The organism is Acidobacteriota bacterium (assembly GCA_026393755.1).
GTDB lineage: Bacteria > Acidobacteriota > Vicinamibacteria > Vicinamibacterales > JAKQTR01 > JBAXOX01.
This window is the reverse complement of the sequence record JAPKZO010000021.1, coordinates 81,253-99,534: the sequence shown is the minus strand read 5'-3', so window position 1 is coordinate 99,534 and position 18,282 is coordinate 81,253. Positions and strand designations below refer to the sequence as shown.

Here is an 18,282-nt window from a genome sequence, read left to right as displayed (position 1 = left end):
TTCATGGCGAGCGTCAAGGTTCCGTGGATTGGATTCAAGGTCTTGGCGGCGGGCGCGATTGCCCCACGGGATGCCTTCAAGTTCTGCTTCCAGAACGGCTGCGATTTCGTGGTCGCGGGCATGTACGATTTTCAAGTCGCCGACAACACGAACGTCGCCAAGCAGATCCTCCTGGACAAGGACAAGCTCGGCAGAACCCGTCCCTGGCTGGCCTAGGGCGACAAGAGCCACGGCGAAAGCCCACGAACGGCCGCAAAGCATTTCACTTTGCGGCCGTTTGTGTCCTCGCATGAGGTGCCTGAGTGTGCGCAACGGAATTGGCCAGTAGGACTACTGAACTGGACCTGATTGCTCAAGCGGTCCGGTTCCACATTATCGACATGGTTCATGAGGCGCAATCCGGACACGTTAGCCCGGGCCTTGGCGCGGCGGACATCGTTACGGCGCTCTATTTCGAGACCATGCGAATCGATCCGAACGATCCGGACATGGCCGATCGCGACCGCTTTGTTCTTTCGAAGGGGCATTCCTGTCCGGTCCTGTACGCCGCGCTGGCATTGCGCGGCTACTTTCCGGTCGAGGAACTGAAGACGCTCCGGCGATTGGGCAGCAGGCTCCAGGGACACCCGGTCAAGGGAACCGTCCCGGGGATCGAAGCGACGTCCGGTTCCCTCGGCATGGGCGCGTGCCAGGCTGTCGGGATGGCGCTCGAGGGGAGGATGTTGGGCAAGGATTACGACGTCTGGGCGCTGCTAGGCGATGGCGAGCTCGATGAGGGCGTCATATGGGAGACATCGGCTTCGGCGGCGAAGTACAAACTGGGCAACCTGGTCTTCATCGTTGACCGGAATGGTCTGCAGACGGATGGTCCGTGTGAATCCGTGATGCCGATGGAGCCGATTGACAAGAAGTTCGAGGCCTTCAACTGGAAGGTCATGAAGATGGACGGGCACGACATGCTGGACATCTTGACGACCCTTCAGGCGGCGCGAGACTATCGCAGCGGCCCGGTCTGCGTCATCGCGAAGACGATCAAGGGCAAGGGCGTGCATTTCATGGAGAACACTACGGAGTGGCACGCGAAGGCTCCGAACGATGAGCAGTATGCGCGAGCCGTCGCCGAGCTGCGGGCGGGGCGGACATGAGTCTAACGAAGGCGACATTCGCGACGAGGCGCGCATTCGGCGAACGCGTGCTGGAACGCGGGGCCGACGATGCCGATTTTGTCCTGTTCGAGAGCGATCTCGGCAAGTCGAGCTTGTCGAACATGTTCGGCGACGCCTATCCCGCCCGCTACTTCAACATGGGGATTGCCGAACTCAATACGATGGCCGCGGCGGCAGGCATGGCCGCCGGCGGCAGGACGGTCTTTGTCGCTGGATACAGCGTGTTCATGACCATGCGCGCGCTCGAGGCGGTCCGCTCTTTCATCTGCTATCCGAAACTGAACGTCAAGTTGTACGCGTCTCATGGAGGGTTGACGGCGGCGATTGATGGGGTGACCCATCAGGGGTCCGAAGACATTGCGTTCATGACCACGCTGCCGAACATGAAGGTACTCGTGCCGGCGGATTCGGTGTCGGCGCGGGCGGCCTGCGACCTGGCCCTCGCGACACCGGGGCCGATCTTCGTCCGACTCATGCGCGATCCCCTGTACGAGTGCTACGAGGCCGGCGAGACATTCGAGATTGGCGGCTCCAAGATCGTCCGCGCTGGAAGGGACATCACGATCGCCAGTTACGGCGACATCGTGTTCCAGGCGCTCCAGGCGGCGGACACGCTCGCGGCCAAGGGAATCGAGGCGGAGGTCCTCGACCTGTACTCGGTAAAACCCGTGGACGCCGCCGGCGTACTGCAATCGGTTCGGCGGACCGGTTCGCTCCTCGTTGCCGAGAACCACCAGAAGCGGAACGGCCTTGGCTATGATTTGGCGGCCCTGCTCTTGAAGGAGCAACCGGTGCCGTTCGATCACCTGGGTCTTGATGACCGATTTGCCGAAAGCGGCAATTACCTGGCGATGATCGACAAGTACGGTTTCTCGGCGGCGAAAATCGTCTCAGCCGCCGAGCAACTGGTTATGAAGGCATGGCACCGGTGTTAGCGTGAGACTGTGATGACGATCGACCAGCGCCCCGCGTTCTTGTTCAGCCCCGCCCCCATCCCGCCAGATCAATCCGGGGTCCTGCTGGCGGTCACGCCAGGGGATGCCGGATGGGAGTCCATCGGGTTCTCGGTCCGTCGCCTGGCGGCAGGGGACACATGGAGTGGGAGCACCGGCGACGACGAGGTCGCGCTCGTCGTGCTCGGGGGAAAACTGAGCATCGATTGGGGAGAGGGTGCGCGTTCCATCGGCAAGCGCAAGGACGTCTTCGGCGGTTACCCCTACGCAGTGTATCTGCCTTGTCGCACCTCGTTTGAGGTGCGCGCCGAGACGCTCGTCGAACTGGCGGAGAGCCGCGCGGCGTCTCAGCTGACGCTGCGTCCCCGGGTGATCACGCCTGAAGAGATCGGGAGTGAGATCCGCGGAGGAGGGGACACCACGCGCCAGATCCTGAGGCTCATCAGGCCCGAGGACGAGGCCGACAGGTTGCTGATCAACGAGATCTATACGCCGGGCGGCAACTGGTCGAGCTACCCCCCGCACAAACACGACACCAACAACCCGCCGCACGAAGTGGCGAAGGACGAATTCTATTACTTTCGCACCGACCATCCCGACGGGTACGGGCTCCTCCGGCAGTACAGCAACGATGGTGCTGAGGACGATACGGTGACCATCCGAGACGGCGACCTTGTGGCGTTGCGGGAGGGATATCACCTCGTGGCGGCGCCGCCGGGCTACCGCGTCTATTACATGGCTGTGCTCGCCGGCACCACGCGGTCGATGGCGGCCAGCACAGATCCCAGGTACGCGCATCTGAGCAAGGCTCGGCCGACGCCAGACCCGCGGGTTCCAGTGGTCAGCCGCGACTCCTAGGCGAGATCCTCTCGAACGGCGGGGGCCGTCGTCACCCGATCTTCCTCACTGACCGGCCTTGGCAGCCGGCTTCGGCCGCGGCGTCGCGTCAGCTTGAGTCTGCCCCGTCGCCCACTTGATCGCCTCGAGCCACATCCGCTGAATATCCAGTCTGTCCCAGGTGGCGCTGCTGTGCCCGAATCCGCTGACGAACACGCGGCCCTTTCCGTAGGTCCGTGCCCAAGCCTGGGGGAAGTCGTTCGCCGCCCGGTGGACATTTGGATTGGTCATGTCGAGCTTGCTGGTGTCGAGCGTCATCAGTACGCGTGAGCTCTCCCAGGAGAAGTCCTTGACCTGGATAAATTCGTCCCGGAACGTAAATGCCAGCGGGAATTCCTTCATCCCCGGAAACCCAGAGTCGAGCACGGTGACCGTCGCCTCGGCTTGTCCCCACGGATGGCCGTCGTATCGTGCTCCGAGCATGTCGCCGAATTCCGGGAACCGCGCGAACGCGTTGAATGCCGTGTGTGCCGCGACGAAGCCCTTTCCGTCATCCTTGACGAACGAGATCAGATCGGTCATCTGTTGCTGTGTGAGCGGAATCTCTCTCTGACCGTAAAAGAAGACGGCGTCGAACGAATCGAGGTTCTTGCTGACCGGCCAGTCGCGGCCGTCGGCATTGACCACCAGCTTCTGCTTGGTAACGAATTGCGGATCCGTGCGAATGTACGCGTCGTAGAGACCGGTCTCGCGCCCGAGCCTGTACAGAACGGCCATGGCGTTGTTCACCCCTTCATGGTACGCGCCGCCCCCAGTCAGCTCACCCCAGAGAAGAACCTGCTTCCTCGCCGGACCCTGCTGCTGCCGCGGCCCTCCCCGCTGGGGCCCCGCTCCCGGTGGCCCCTGGGGCGGTCGTTGGGGAGGCTGAGCCTGAGAGAGGAGGCCGCTGGCGCCGAGCAGGGAGCACACGGCGAACACCAACACCAGCCGAGTGGCTGGGGCCTGTCGCTGAAGTGAGTTCATGATGCCTACCTCTTCAGATTGGACGAACACAGTCCTCGAGACCAGGAGCAGTGTCGAAAGCCAGCGACGGTCGAGACGCATCAGAACGAGTGACGGTCTTCCACCATGGCGGCGTTCGCGACAACAACTCCAGGCGGTGGGTTTCCACACGCCTCCGCCGGGCCACAACCCCCGACGTCGGTCCGTATGGACAACACGCCATGCCGACGCTAGCACCCCGCCCCCAATCCGGCAACCGGGAAACGGTACCAGTACCGTAACAATGCCAGGAGTCCTCAACGTCCCGGCCATGCCCAGCACGTTCTATGGAAACATGACAAACCGTCATTGCGCACATACGCGAGAAGCCGAGGCGTCTGCGAATTCCGCTAGACTGAGGAAGGGGCCGCGCCCCGCTCCACGAATTGGCGTTCGGGTTTTGTCTTCGAGAGGTTGCGGAGATCATATGGCCACGCGAGCGATTACCGTCGAAGAGAAACAGCTTGCCGAGGCGCTGGTTAGCAAGGCGCGGGCGGCGATGCAGGCTATCGAAGCCTACGACCAGGCCACCGTCGACCGGCTGTGCAGAGCGATTACCTGGGCTTCGGCCAACGAAACGACAGCCGTGCACCTCGCCAATATGAACGTCGACGAATCGGGCATGGGGAGTCGCGAACCGGGGCGGAGGTCCAAGGCGCTGGGGATTCTGAGGGACGCGCTGCGCCAGAAGAGCATGGGGGTGATCGAGGAGATCCCGGACAAGGCCATCGTCAAGTACGCGAAACCAGCCGGCGTGATCGTGTCTCTGATTCCCGTCACAAGCGCGTACATCACTCCCATCGGCGTCGCCATTTACGCCATCAAGTGCAAGGACGCCGTGATCTTCTCTCCGCATCCGGCCAGCAGAAAGACGACGAACGAAGTCGTCCGGATCATGCGCGCGGCCCTTGCAGCCGCGGGCGCTTCGCCAGACATCCTGCAGTGCGTCGAGAAGCCGAGCATCCCGCTGGCGAATGAACTGATGTCCTCGTGCGACCTGACCAACGCCACGGGCGGGCCAGCGATGGTGAAGGCTGCCTACAGTTCCGGCAAGCCCGCGTACGGCGTCGGCCCCGGCAACGCCATGATGGTCATTGACGAGACGGCCAACATCGAGGAGGCCGCGAGGAATACGAGGATCAGCAAGACCAACGATTACGGATCGGGCTGTTCCTCGGACGGGAACCTGGTGGTGGAGGCGACAATCTACGACGCGTTTCTCGGCCAGCTTCAGCGGGAAGGCGGCTACCTCGTCAACGAGCGGGAAAGACAGCTCCTGCAGGCGACGTACTGGGATTCAGAGGGACATCGCACGCCCCAGACCATCGCTCGCGCCGCCTCCGTGGTGGCCGATCGCGCCGGATTCGTTCTACCGTCCGACAGGACGTTCCTGATTGTCGAGCAGGACAAGATCGGCCGCGAGCACCTGTTCTCAACCGAGAAGCTGGGCACGGTGCTTGCGATCTTCAAGTACAAAGGCTTTGACCAAGCCCTCGACCTGGTCAGGCAACTGCTCGATGTCGGCGGGAAGGGCCACTCCTGCGGCATCTACTCGTTCGACGAAGACCACATTCACCGGCTGGCCCTGATGGCGCCGGTCAGCCGAATCATGGTGCGTCAGGTGCAGTCACGATCCAACGCCGGCACGTTCACCAACGGCATGCCCATGACATCCAGCATGGGCTGCGGCACCTGGGGCGGAAACATCACGAACGAGAACATCTCACTCAAGCACTACATGAACGTGACGTGGGTGAGCCGCCCGCTGCCGGAGGACAAGCCCACGGACGCAGAACTGTTCGGCGAGTTCTACAACGGCCCGACATTCTAGACCAACGGAACCGGTGTGCCTTGCGCGGTCCAGCCTGACCCCGTCGAAGCCAGTGGTCGCCCGGACCTCCGCAGTTTGGGCGTCGGTCGGCCGTGCATGATGCGGCGTGAACAGGTTCGACTCCGCCGGTGCCGCCGGGGGCGGCGCGCAGAGCGTGTACACTGTCGCAGCGCGACCTGTCTCGGTGCAGCTGAGCGGAAACGCACGGAGGTCCGATGGTGAGCGAGCGACATCGTTCGAGACGTGATCGCGCCACAGGGGGACAGCGTCGCGTCGTGTGCGCGTGCGTCGCCTTGGTGGGCTCTGCGGTGGTCATCACGGGATGTGCAGCGACGCTGAGCCCTGGCGTGCGGGGGCAGAGGAGTGGGTCGCCCGTATCTGCTGCGGCCGAGATCGACGCACTGCTGGCCGGCATCTACACGCCGGACAAGCCCGGCGCGACGGCGATCGTGATGAAGGACGGCCGCGTTGTGCTGCGCAAGGCGTACGGCCTCGCGAATGTCGAACTCCAGGTCCCGATGCGGCCCGAGTCGGTGCTGGCGCTGGCGTCACTGTCGAAGCAGTTCACGGCGGCCGCCATACTCAAGCTCGCCGAGGAGGGGCGGCTGTCGCTCGGAGATGACATCTCGCGATTCCTGCCGCACTACCCGACGCACGGCATCAATATCACCATCGAACACCTCCTCACTCACACGTCTGGCCTCAATGCGCTCAGCGAAACATCGGACTTGCGAGCCGTCACTGTGCAGGAGGGCAAACTGATTGACGTCCTGGGCGACTGGGTGAAAGACCTGCCCCAGGACGCGGCACCAGGCGAGCGATGGGCGTATTCGAACTGGGGCTACAACCTGCTGGGCGCCATCATCGAGCAGGTGTCAGGGCAGAGTTACGCAGACTACTTGCGGCAGCGGATCTTCGAGCCGCTGGGAATGACGCATACGTACTACGCCGACCGGCGACAGATCATCCCGCTTCGCGCCACCGGGTATGACGCGCAGACGGACGCGGTGTTCAACGTGCTGCCATCGCGAAGCCGCATCTTCCATCCGAGCGGGGCAGGAGGACTGCTTTCAACGATCGACGATCTCGCGCGATGGGACGAGGCGCTCTACGGGGATCGAATCCTTAGCGCAGCGTCGAGAGCCAGGATGTTCACGCCGTTTCGCCTGAATGACGGTAATTCGACCAGGTACGGGTACGGGTGGGACATCGGCGACGATGACGGTCGTCGGGTGCAGGAGCACGCGGGCGGAACAACCGGTTTCGTCTCGTACATCGTTCGCATGCCGGACGACCGCGTGTTTGTCGCCATCCTGTCAAACCGGGCGTCGACGGCCGTGCCCCTGCAGGCGACGGCGCACCGCGTGGCGGCGCTGGCCGCAGGCCGGCCGATTCCAGACCCGGTCGCCGTGCCTGAGGAAGCCGGCGTTCTCGACAGGCTGATCGGAACGTTTCGAGGCAGCGACGTCGGTACATTCGCGGTGACGCGAGACGGAGACGGATTGCAGGCGCAGATTCCGGGATTCGAGAAACTCCGTTTGGTGCCGGTCGCGCCGCTGACCTTCCGGACGAGACTGCTGACGTGGACGTTCGTGTTCGACCTCGACGCGGACGGCCGGGCTGCGCGTGTGCGGATTTCGGACTGGAAGCTGAACGACGCAGCCGAACGCGTCACGCCCGCCAATCGGCAGCCCCCGCCGATCATCGCACTTGACGTGGGCCAACTGGATGCGTTGGCCGGCGAATACGAATCACTTAACGGCGTGCTCGTGCGCGTCGAGCGCTCAGGCGACCACCTCACGGTGACGCCAACAGCGCAATCCGGGGTCGATATCTATCCAGCGTCGCCCGTGGAGTTCTTCACGAAGGACGCCACTGTCCAGTACACGTTTGTTCGGGACGCTCGGGGCTCGGTGGCTGGGTACCTCCGGGCGGCTGGCGGTGGGAAGCCGGTGCCGGCGCGGCGGGTGGGCGTCGGGACTTCCCCTCGACCACGGGAATGAGGGACGATGAACCGATAGTTCCCGGACGCTGTTCCGGCAACCGGACGGATATTGTCAAAGGACAAGTCATGAAGCTGACATCGTGGGTTGTGCAACAGGGCGGATCGCCGATGGTGCTGACCACGCGCGAGGAGACACCCGGCGCCGGCGAGGTCATCGTCGAAGTGGCTGGGTGCGGCGTGTGCCACACCGACTTGGGTTTCTTCTATGACGGGATCCCGACGAGGCAGCCGTTTCCCCTGACGCTCGGCCACGAAATCAGCGGCCGTGTGGTTGAGGCGGGCCCGGCGGCTGAAGCCTGGCTCGGGAAAGCCGTGGTGGTGCCGGCCGTGATTCCGTGCGGGACGTGTCCCGCGTGCCTGGCGGGCCGCGGAGCGATCTGCCCGAAGCAGGTGTTTCCCGGCAGCGACGTTCACGGCGGATTCGCATCGGCGGTGCGCGTTCCTGCGCACGGGCTCTGTCCGGTGCCAGCGCTCGATGACCGGACGAAGAACCCTGCTGGCGTCGATCTGGTCGCGCTGTCGGTGGTGGCGGATGCGGTCTCGACGCCGTACCAGGCGGCCGTTCGAAGCGAACTGGCGAGCGGCGACCTGGCCGTGTTCGTGGGAGTCGGTGGCATCGGCGGATTCGGGGTGCAGATCGCGCGGGCATTGGGCGCGACGGTGGTCGCCATCGACGTCGACGACCAGCGCCTCGAACGCATGGCGCAGCACGGAGCGAGCCTGACGCTCAATCCCAAGTCGATGGACCAGAAGGCGCTTCGCAAGCAGGTCAAGGCCTGCGCCGACGCGCACGGCATTCCCACGTGGCGCACGAAGATCTTCGAGACCTCCGGGACGCCCGCCGGCCAGCTTGCCGCATTCGGTCTCCTGTGCCACGGGGCGCGGCTCTCGGTGGTGGGGTATACGTCGAAGGCCATCGAGGTGCGGCTCTCGAATCTGATGGCGTTTGACGCCGTCGCTCAGGGAAACTGGGGATGCGTGCCGGAGTTGTATCCTGCGGTGATCGATCTGGTGCTGTCGGGCCGGGTTCTGCTGGAACCGTTTGTGGAGCGCCGGCCGATGGCTTCGATCAATGATGTATTTTCGGAGGTGCACGCGGGCGGTATGCAGCGCCGAATCATCCTGGTGCCGGGGAGCTGATCAGATGGAATTCAAGAACCACGATCTGGTGGAGGCGGCCAGCCTGCCTGGCGCGCGCTACGAGCAGAAGGCCCTGCGTGACGCCAGAGGCACTGAGGTGCCCGGTTTGCACACCGTCTGGATCACGCTCGACAACCCCGCACAACTGAACTCGTACACGACCGACATGGTGAAGGGCGTGATTCTCGGGATGAGGCGCGCGTCGAACGATCGGGCCGCGGTCGCCGTCGTGTTCACCGGGAGCGGCACGAGAGCGTTCTGCACGGGCGGCAACACCGCGGAGTACGCGGAGTACTACGCCGGCCGGCCCGAGGAATACCGGCAGTACATGCGGCTGTTCAACGACATGGTGACGGCCATCCTTCACTGCGACAAGCCGGTCATCTGCCGCGTCAATGGGATGCGCGTCGGAGGCGGTCAGGAGATCGGCATGGCCTGCGACTTCTCGCTGGCTCAGGACATGGCCCTGTTCGGTCAGGCGGGCCCGAGGCATGGTTCGGCGCCAGACGGCGGCAGCACGGACTTTCTGCCGCTGTTTATCGGCATCGAAGCCGCGATGGAAAGTTGCACCCTCTGCGAGCACTGGAGCGCGCACAAGGCACAGCGGCTCGGCCTGCTGCTCAAGGTCGTGCCGGCGCTCGAGGTCGGGGGCCGGCTGGTACCCAATCCGCTGGCCATCACCGATAGGTGGGTGGAGGACGGCAGGGTCGTGTTCGGCGAATTCAAGACGGGGGCCGAACGCGATGCGGGCAAGCAGCTGGTTCAGCAGGGCAAGATGACGTTGTCGGCCCTGGACGCGGAGGTTGACGCGCTGGTCCTCAAGCTGGCCCACACGATGCCAGGGTGTCTGACCAAGACGATCGAAAGCGTGCGCAAGCACAAGCTCGATCACTGGAATCGCAACAAGGAATCGAACCGCGCATGGCTCGCCCTCAACATGATGACCGAGGGCCGCGCCGGCTTCCGGGCCTTCCACGAAGGCTCGAAGGAGTGTCGTGAGGCCGACTTCCTGCTGCTGCGGCGCCGGCTCGCCGACGGTGCGGTCTGGGGCGACGAACTGACTGAGGAGATTCTCGCTCGCGCCAAGGGCGGAAGTCGTTGACGTGGAGGATTCGTCTGTGAGCGATCCTGTCCTGGTTGAGAAGCTCGACAACGGCGCGTACTGGCGCATTGTGCTGGGCGGTTCGAAAGGCAACATTCTTGACGCGCGGGTGATGGCGGCGCTTTCCTCCGTGCTCGCTGATGCGGCCGCCGATGCTCATGTCAAGGCGTTGTGCCTCGAAGGGCAGGGGGCACATTTCTCGTTCGGCGCGAGCGTCGCCGAGCATCTGCCGGACAGTGTCGGCGCCATGCTCACGCAGTTCCACGGCCTGCTGCTCGGCCTGGTGGACGCGTCGGTCATCGTCCTGGCGGCTGTGCGAGGCCAGTGCCTGGGCGGGGCGATGGAACTGGTGACGCTGTGCCATCGCGTGTTCGCGTCGAAGGACGCGAAGTTCGGTCAGCCCGAAATCGTGCTGGGGGTGTTCGCGCCCGCGGCGTCCGTGCTGCTCGCCGAACGCGTCGGACGCGGGGCGGCAGAAGACCTCTGCCTGAGCGGCCGCTCTATCACGGCGGAGGAAGCGTATCGGATCGGGTTGGTGGACCAGATCGCCGAAACCGATCCCGCCGAGGCCGCGCACGAGTACGCCCAGGCGCATCTGCTGCCCCGGTCGGCGTCGAGCCTGCGGCTGGCCGCGAAGGCCGTTCGAGTGGGCCTGCGGGCGCGATTGGCTGCGGAGCTACCCGAGGTCGAACGGATCTATCTCAAGGAACTGATGGCGACACATGACGCGGTCGAGGGGCTTCGGGCGTTCGTCGAGAAGCGCGCCGCGACGTGGCAGGATCAATGAGGGCAGCATGAGTCAGACACAGGCCGGGTTGCTGTCGCTCGCGGGGAAGGTGGCCATCGTCGCCGGCGGTGGCGGCGCCATCGGGTCGGCGATCGCCGCAATGCTGGTCGAGGCGGGAGCCACTGTGCTGTCGGTCGACCGAGCCGGCCACGACGGCCCGTCCGGCACGCGATCGATCGCGTGCGATGTGACGCGGCCCGACGCCGTCCGCGAATTGTTCGCGTCGATTGAGGCGACCGATGGGCGCCTCGACATTCTCGTGCACTCGGTCGGGATCGCCCGCGACTCGGTGGTGTGGAAGATGTCCGACGAGGCGTGGTCGTCGGTGGTGGAAACCAACCTCGATTCAGCGTTCTACCTGGTGCGCGGCGCCGTGCCCTTGATGCGGAAGGCCGGTGGCGGGGCCATCGCGCTCGTCTCGTCGATCAACGGCGAGCGGGGCAAGCTCGGGCTGGCCAACTACTCGGCCAGCAAAGCCGGTCTGAATGCGCTGGCCCGGACCGTCGCGCGAGAGGTCGGACGCTTCGGCATACGTGTGAATGCGGTGGCGCCGGGCTGGATTGAAACGCCGCTCATCGAGGGCATCGCGCCCGAATGGCGCCAGCGGGCCATCGACGAGACGGCTCTCGGCCGGCTCGGCGTGCCCGATGATGTGGCGCGAATGGTGCTGTTTCTGTGTTCGGACATGAGCCGCCATGTCACCGGACAGGTGCTGCGGGTGGACGGCGGTCAACTGATCGGATAACGTTCCCGTGTCGGGGGCCCCTGGCTCCATCAGACCCGGCGGACACTATTCCTCCATCGTGTGCTTCCACTCCTCGACCGTGGTGACGTGGAAGTCATTGTGCGGCTCTTCCGTCATGAACTTCACGACCTGCATCAACTCGTCGTCGGTCATGATGCGATCGCGTTCCTTGGCCGCGCGGAAGATGGCTTCGACCAGCCGTTCCTCCGCGTCGAACCCGTGTTCGATCAGCCAGTGCACGACGTTGGACACCCCCGACATGAAGCCCACGTCGATGCGCTGCTTCAAGCCGATCATGCCCGCCGGCACGCCGGAGTAGATCCGATCTGCCAGCCAGGCGTCGCCCTTCTTCTTCGCCTTGATGATGGCCGCGGCGTGGACGCCGGTCGCCGTCCGGAAGGCGTCGTCGCCGAAGACGGGATAGTTGGCCGGGATGGGGACGCCGGTCGCCTCACTGGCCACGGACACGTAGCGGTGAAGCGGCAGCAGATCCGTGTTGATGTAGCCCATCAGCTTGAGATTGACGAGCAGCTGGTCCATCGAGCAGTTGCCAATCCGTTCGCCGAGGCCGAGCGCGGTGGCATGCACGCGGTCCACCCCCGAAGTCATCGCCGTGATGGTGTTGATGACGCTCAGGCCGCGGTCGTTGTGGCCGTGCCAGTCGATCTTGATGTCGGCGCCCGTCTCCTTGATGAGCTGCCGGACGTACGGAATCAGGTTGCGGACGCCGCGCGGCGAGATGTGGCCCACCGTATCGCAGACACAGACGCGCGTGGCACCCGCGGAAATCGCCGTCTTGAAGAGGCGGCGGATCGTGTCGGGCGTGGCGCGACAGGTGTCTTCGGTGACATACATCACGGGCAGGCCGTGCGCGACCGCGAACGACACGGTCTCCTCGGTGAGCCTGAGCATGTACTCGAGCGACCACTCTTCGGCGTACTGGCGGATGGGGGAGCTGCCGATGAACGTGCACGCCTCGATGGGCATCCCCACCTTGTCACTGATGCTCACCAGCGCCTGCACATCGGCCATCACCGTCCGCACGGCGCAGTTCGGTGCGACGCTCAGTTTCGCCGACTGGATTTCCTCGCAGAGCGCGATGATGTCCGCCCGGGCGCGCGGTCCGGCGCCGGGAAGACCGAGATCCGCCGAACGGATCCCCAGCTCGTCCATCACGTGCAGCAGCTCGAGCTTCTTCTCGATCGCGGGATCGCGAATCGAAGGCGACTGCAGGCCGTCGCGCAGCGTCTCGTCATCGAACTCAACCGGGGACGCCCGATGCGGATAGCCGTTGCCGGCCGTGTTCCAGTCGTAGATCAGGTCGGATGAGGGGGGCACGTCGCTCATGGCAGTCTCCGGAATCAACCAGCGTCCAGACCCGGCGGGGGCCGGTGCGCATTCCTACAGATGATGCACGGGGCCGCCGCCAGCCGCGGCTGCCTCCAACGTGCGCCGCACGTAGACTCGAATCATCTCACGCCGCCAGCCGGCGTCGCCCGGGATGTTCTCGATCGGATGGCACTGGCCAAACGCGGCGTCGGCGACAGTGTCCACCTGATCAGCGAATGCCGCCGTGCCTGCCCAGACCCCTCGAAGCGACGCGTCCGCCGATGTGACGCGCTTGGGGGCCGCCGCAAGCGCCGTCACCACCACGTCAGATCGCTCGACCAGGCCGTCACCATCCAGATCCAGGCGAACGGCGACGCCCAGTAGAGGATAGTCGATGGCGCCCCGGTCGCGGAGTTTACCGTATGCGCCGCGGTGTCCGGCAGGTGTCTTCGGGATTCGCACGGACACGAGAATCTCGTCGTCTCCCAGACAGTGGTTGCGCGCCCCGTCTACCGTCCAGAAGCGCTCGATCGACACCCGTCGGCGGCCGCCGGCCTGGCCAGCGACCTCCAGCGAGGCGCCGAGAGTCATCAGAGCAGGCGCCGTGTCGTTTGACGCCGCTGCCACACAGCGAGAACCGCCCGCCACAACATGGCATGCGGTGCCGCCCTGCTTCAGACAGAAGCCGACCGCCGATCGCCAGAAGGATGACTGGTTGTACCACTGGCAGCGCGTATCCAGCAGGATGTTCCCGCCGATCGTGCCCATGCGCCGGATCTGCGGGCTCGCCACGAGGCTGGCGGCCTGAGCCAGCGACGGCGCGCTCGCCTGCACATCTTTGTTTGCCGCCACCTCGGCGATTGTCGTCATCGCGCCGATTACGAGGCCGCCGTCAGGATCGCGTCGAATGCCCGAGAGTTCGGGGATGCCAGAAAGCGCAATCACCGTCGCCGGCGTAATCAACCCGTGCTTCATGTTGGGTATCAGATCGGTGCCGCCCGCGATGAGTTTGCCGCGTGGTCCGGCCTCGGCAAGACAAGCCAGCGCGTCGTCGAGTGTGGACGGACGCCGCAACTGGAATCGTGGCAGGCGCAGCATCAGCGTCGCCCGTTCTGCGCAGTTGGCGCCCGAACATCGCCCGCCCCTGGCCGGCCCGAGGCGCGCAGCGCCGCCAGCACCTTTCCAGGCGTGAACGGCAAATGCGTCAGGCGGACGCCGACCGCGTCGAAGACCGCATTCGAGAGGGCGGGCACGGAAGGATGGAGCGGTCCCTCGCCGGCTTCCTTCGCGCCGTAGGGGCCCTCGGGATCGAGGCTTTCGACAATCAGCGCGTACAACTCGGGCGTGTCAAGCGAGGTCGGGATGCGATAGTCGAGCAGCGACGGCCCGCGGTGGATCCCGAAGCGGTTCACGTCGTGCTCTTCCAGCAGCGCCTCGGCAATGCCCATGTAGGCCGAGCCTTCCATCTGCCCGGCGACCAGCATCGGATTCAACGCGCGGCCGCAGTCGTGGGCGATCCAGGCCTTCTCGCACGTGATGCGGCCAGTCTCTGGATCAACCGATACCTCGACGACATGCGCCGTGAACGAATAGGCCGGCGCAGCGCCAATGGACCCGCCCCGGTACGATCCGCCGAGCGTCGGCGTGTTGTAGGAGCCGGTGGCGCCAAGGGTGTCGAACATCGTCTCGGCGAGCGCGAATGCCTCGGCCATCGGAATAACGCGCGAGGCGTCGTCGGTGTCGCGGGCGCAGCCACCCGCCAGCACGACGCGCGTCGCGGGCACCTTCCACGCCGCCGCGACTGCCTCGACAATCTGCGATCGCACCTTTCGGCAGGCATCAATGGTGGCGTTGCCCACCATGAAGGTGACGCGGCTCGAGTACGCGCCCAGATCGACGGGGCACAGATCCGTATCCGCCGCGACCACTCGAATCTGGTCGAGCGCGATGCCGAGTTCCTCGGCGACCAGATACTGGACGACACTGCTGGAACCCTGGCCGATGTCATTGCTGCCGGTGAAGACCGTGACGATGCCCGACCGATCGAGCTTGAGCTGAATGCCCGCCTGCGGCATGTCGTTGGGATACACCGGGTAGTTGGTACCCGAGATGTACATCGAACCCGCCACGCCAAGGCCCCGTCCGAACGGCAGCCTGCCGCGACGCTCGCGCCATCCGCTTTCACGCTCGACGCGGGCGAGGCATTCGAGAAACCCATTCGACGTGATCCGCTGCCCGTTGACCGTCAGCGTATTCGCGCCGATCGCGTTGCGGCGCCGCAGTTCGATCGGGTCGATCTGCAGGCGCTCGGCGATCTGATCGAGCTGCACCTCGAAGGCGAACCGCGGCTGCACGGCGCCGTGGCCGCGCTTCGGGCCGCACGGCGGCTTGTTGGTGAAGACCCGCGTGCTGTCGAAACGATAGGCGGGGAACGCGTACGGGCCGGTCAGCAATTGACCGGAGTAGTACGTCGTGACCAGGCCGAACGAACTGTACGCGCCACCATCGATGATGATCTTTGCGTCCACCGCGGCCAGGCGTCCGTCGCGCGAGACGCCGGTCCGGTAGTGCATGTGCATCGGATGCCGGCCCCGATGCGTGTAGAACACCTCTTCGCGGGTGTAGAGCAGCTTGACCGGCCGTGCCGTCAACATCGAGAGCTTGGCGACGACGAATTCCAGGCTGAACGGATCCGACTTGCCGCCGAACCCGCCGCCCAGATGCGGCTGGATGACACGGATGCGGTGCGGGGGCAGACCCAGCACGCGCGCCAGCGCCCGATGGACGTAGTGGGTGATCTGCGTCGCTGACCAGACTGTGAGCAGGCCGTCGGCGCCGTACCGGGCGACCGCGCAGTGCGGCTCGATGGCGGCGTGGGTGGTGCCATGGAAGAAGTAGTCGTCTTCGACGATCAGATCGGCGTTCGCGAGTTCCGTGTCCACATCGCCGAAGGCCAGATCCACGTGCTTCGAAACGTTGCCGTCCTTGCGTCCCTCGTGGATCGCGGGATTGGATCTGGCAAGGCTCTCGAACGGATCAAAATACGGGTGCAGCGGCTCGTAGATGACTTTGATGCGCTCGAGCGCGGCGTTGGCGGTATCTTCGTCGATGGCCGCGACAGCCGCGACCGGATCGCCGGTGAACCGCACCTTGCCGACCGCCAGGGCGGTCTCGTCCTGCGTCCAGGGCAGCACGCCGTAGGCGACAGGAAGATCGGCGCCCGTAATGACGGCATGCACGCCCGGCAGACCGAGCGCCTCGCGGGCATCAATCGACACGATCCGCGCGTGAGGGTGCGGGCTGCGGAGCGTCTTGGCGTGCAGCATTCCAGGCAGCGCGATGTCGTCCGTGTATACGGCGGCGCCGGTGGCCTTGGCAAGGCCGTCAATCTTGCGGAGCGGCCGGCCTATCTGCCGGAATTCGCCCCAAGGCGCGTCGATGCCGTGAATATCGCGTGCGCTCATGTCACGCGTCGGCCGGCCCATCGACGGCCCGCGACTCCCACGCTCGACGAGGCGGATGCGTGCCCTGGCGCTCGGCCACGGTCAGGCGGACGGCTTCGATGATCTGTGTGTAGCCGGTGCACCGGCACAGGTTGCCGGCAAGCGCCTCGCGGATGTTGGCGTCAGTCGGTGACTGATTGGCGTCGAGCAGGGCGCGCGCCGAGAGGATCATGCCGCTCTGGCAGAAGCCGCATTGCAGCGCCCCACACCGGTCGAACGCGTCCTGAACCGGATCGACTCCCGTGCCTCCCCGGGCCACGTGCAGAGGAGCCAGTCCTTCAATCGTGGTGATCTCGTGACCCTCGGCCAGACTCGCAAGCATCAGGCACGAGAGGACGGGTTCGCCATCGAGCAGCACCGTGCAGGCGCCACAATCACCCTTGTCGCAGCCCTGTTTGGTGCCGGTAAAGCCCAGCTTGTACCGGAGGACCTCGAGCAGCGTCCAGTGGTCGGGCGCACCCACGTCGTGGGTATCCCCGTTCACTTTGAGGAGCATGCGAGTATTGTGGTCCCAGCGGTGGCTCGGGACAAGGCCGAAAATGCCTGTCAGCGGCAAGTGCACTCGGTGGTCGGGTTCGGCGCGCCGCTACACGTACTGCCCGGCGGCCCATCCCGATGACCAGGCCCATTGGAAGTTGTAGCCGCCAAGCCACCCGGTCACGTCAACGACTTCGCCGATGAAGTACAACCCCGGTACCTTGCCGGCCTCCATCGTCTTCGACGACAACTCGCCGGTGTCCACTCCGCCGAGCGTCACTTCGGCCTTCTCGAAGCCCAGCGTGCCTGAGGGTGCGAGCGTCCACTCGCTGAGTGCGCGGGCCGTCGCGTCGAGTTCGGCCCGGGACATCTGATTGACGGGCCTGTCGAACCCGCGGAGCGCGCACCATGCGCGGGCGAACCGGCGGGGGAGTCGTTCGGAGAGCGCCGCCGACAACAGGAGCGTTCCCGTGCGCTTCTCTTCGAGCCAGGACGCGGAATCAACGTCGGGAAACAGATTGAGCGTCACCGCGCCCTTTGGGCCGCCTCCGTACTCCCTCATCTGCCAGTAGCTCGACAATTGGAGAATCGCGGGGCCCGATAGGCCTTGATGCGTGATGAGCACGGCGTTCCGGAACCGCGGCTCAGGGCTGGCCGCCGACGCCGCTTCAGCTTCGAAGGCCACTCCCGAGAGTGGAGCCAGCTGCACCAGCAGTTCCGATGGCAGGGCGAGGGGGACGAGTGCCGGCTTGGGGGGCACGATCCGGAGGCCGAACTGCTCGGCCAGGCGGTACCCGACTGGCGTGGCTCCGAGCTTCGGTGCTGCCAGTCCGCCGGTTGCCACCACCAGCGATTGCGATCGGAACGTGCCGTGACTGGTGGCCACAGAGAAGCGCGCTCCCACCGACGCGTCGCCGGCATCGGCGGCCGTCACCCCAGCCACATGGCATCGCGCGGCGATTCGCACGCCGGCCTCGTCGCAACTCCCCAGCAGCATCTGCGTGATCTGTTCCGCGGATCTCGAGCAGAACAACTGGCCGTGGTCGCGTTCCTCGTACGCGATGCCATGCTCATCGACCATCGCGACAAACTGGCTCGGAGGAAAGCGCGCCAGGGCCGATCGGCAGAAGTGGGGGTTCTGAGAAAGGTAGTTGGCTGCGGACACGGAGCGGTTCGTGAAGTTGCAGTGACCGCCGCCGGAGATGCGGATCCGCTCGCCGATCGCCGGCCAGTGATCAATCACCAGGACGCGCCGGCCGCGCCGGCCAGCCTGAAGCGCACACATCAGCCCGGCGGCGCCCGCGCCGAGGATGATGACGTCAACATCCGCTTCGCCGCTATTCACGGGCTGGAGTTTCTCGCACGT

16 protein-coding genes are annotated in these 18,282 nt (G+C 65.2%); 10 read left to right on the top strand and 6 right to left on the bottom strand.

The window, feature by feature from the left end:
• The 4 genes from NTV05_08250 to iolB form a co-directional block, all read left to right on the top strand.
• Window positions 1-216 (top strand): hypothetical protein (locus NTV05_08250; protein MCX6544392.1); only part of this gene is annotated, 216 nt, incomplete at its 5' end.
• Window positions 217-317: 101 nt separating this feature from the next.
• Window positions 318-1,145, top strand: a complete 828-nt coding sequence (locus tag NTV05_08245) for a transketolase (GenBank protein ID MCX6544391.1) — start codon at window positions 318-320, stop codon at window positions 1,143-1,145.
• Window positions 1,142-2,101, top strand: coding sequence for a transketolase family protein (locus NTV05_08240; protein ID MCX6544390.1), 960 nt, complete (start codon window positions 1,142-1,144; stop codon window positions 2,099-2,101). The genes NTV05_08245 and NTV05_08240 overlap by 4 nt, the downstream gene beginning before the upstream one ends.
• A gap of 12 nt (window positions 2,102-2,113) precedes the next feature.
• Complete coding sequence (gene iolB, locus NTV05_08235) at window positions 2,114-2,977, top strand: 5-deoxy-glucuronate isomerase (protein MCX6544389.1); 864 nt, start codon at window positions 2,114-2,116, stop codon at window positions 2,975-2,977.
• A gap of 45 nt (window positions 2,978-3,022) precedes the next feature.
• On the opposite strand, the gene NTV05_08230 is transcribed toward iolB, so the two are convergent.
• Window positions 3,023-3,979 carry a ThuA domain-containing protein gene (locus NTV05_08230; GenBank protein MCX6544388.1) on the bottom strand — a complete coding sequence of 319 codons (957 nt, stop codon included), beginning with the start codon at window positions 3,977-3,979 and terminating at the stop codon, window positions 3,023-3,025.
• 445 nt (window positions 3,980-4,424) lie between these two features.
• Here NTV05_08230 and NTV05_08225 point away from each other — a divergent pair, with 445 nt between their 5' ends.
• From NTV05_08225 to NTV05_08200, 6 genes are all read left to right on the top strand, one after another.
• The gene (locus tag NTV05_08225) at window positions 4,425-5,828 is read left to right on the top strand and encodes an aldehyde dehydrogenase family protein (GenBank protein MCX6544387.1); all 1,404 of its coding nucleotides are present in this window, start codon (window positions 4,425-4,427) and stop codon (window positions 5,826-5,828) included.
• Between the two features lie 308 nt (window positions 5,829-6,136).
• The gene (locus tag NTV05_08220; protein MCX6544386.1) at window positions 6,137-7,831 is read left to right on the top strand and encodes a serine hydrolase; all 1,695 of its coding nucleotides are present in this window, start codon (window positions 6,137-6,139) and stop codon (window positions 7,829-7,831) included.
• 68 nt (window positions 7,832-7,899) lie between these two features.
• Window positions 7,900-8,973, top strand: coding sequence for a 6-hydroxycyclohex-1-ene-1-carbonyl-CoA dehydrogenase (gene had / locus NTV05_08215; GenBank protein ID MCX6544385.1), 1,074 nt, complete (start codon window positions 7,900-7,902; stop codon window positions 8,971-8,973).
• 4 nt (window positions 8,974-8,977) lie between these two features.
• Entirely contained in the window at window positions 8,978-10,075 is a 1,098-nt protein-coding gene (oah, locus tag NTV05_08210) for a 6-oxocyclohex-1-ene-1-carbonyl-CoA hydratase (GenBank protein MCX6544384.1), read from the top strand.
• 16 nt (window positions 10,076-10,091) lie between these two features.
• Window positions 10,092-10,862: a cyclohexa-1,5-dienecarbonyl-CoA hydratase gene (locus NTV05_08205; protein ID MCX6544383.1), complete on the top strand. Its 771-nt coding sequence runs from the start codon at window positions 10,092-10,094 to the stop codon at window positions 10,860-10,862.
• Window positions 10,863-10,869: 7 nt separating this feature from the next.
• Window positions 10,870-11,607 carry an SDR family NAD(P)-dependent oxidoreductase gene (locus tag NTV05_08200; GenBank protein ID MCX6544382.1) on the top strand — a complete coding sequence of 246 codons (738 nt, stop codon included), beginning with the start codon at window positions 10,870-10,872 and terminating at the stop codon, window positions 11,605-11,607.
• Window positions 11,608-11,652: 45 nt separating this feature from the next.
• Here NTV05_08200 and NTV05_08195 read toward each other — a convergent pair whose 3' ends face one another.
• The 5 genes from NTV05_08195 to NTV05_08175 form a co-directional block, all read right to left on the bottom strand.
• Window positions 11,653-12,954 (bottom strand): LeuA family protein, encoded by a 1,302-nt coding sequence (locus tag NTV05_08195; protein ID MCX6544381.1) that lies wholly within the window; start codon window positions 12,952-12,954, stop codon window positions 11,653-11,655.
• Window positions 12,955-13,008: 54 nt separating this feature from the next.
• Window positions 13,009-14,034, bottom strand: a complete 1,026-nt coding sequence (locus tag NTV05_08190; protein ID MCX6544380.1) for an FAD binding domain-containing protein — start codon at window positions 14,032-14,034, stop codon at window positions 13,009-13,011.
• Window positions 14,034-16,400, bottom strand: a complete 2,367-nt coding sequence (locus tag NTV05_08185) for a molybdopterin-dependent oxidoreductase (GenBank protein ID MCX6544379.1) — start codon at window positions 16,398-16,400, stop codon at window positions 14,034-14,036. Before NTV05_08185 ends, NTV05_08190 begins: the two co-directional genes overlap by 1 nt.
• A gap of 1 nt (window position 16,401) precedes the next feature.
• Window positions 16,402-16,935, bottom strand: coding sequence for a (2Fe-2S)-binding protein (locus tag NTV05_08180; GenBank protein MCX6544378.1), 534 nt, complete (start codon window positions 16,933-16,935; stop codon window positions 16,402-16,404).
• Between the two features lie 90 nt (window positions 16,936-17,025).
• Window positions 17,026-18,261 (bottom strand): NAD(P)/FAD-dependent oxidoreductase, encoded by a 1,236-nt coding sequence (locus NTV05_08175; protein MCX6544377.1) that lies wholly within the window; start codon window positions 18,259-18,261, stop codon window positions 17,026-17,028.
• Window positions 18,262-18,282: the final 21 nt, after the last annotated feature.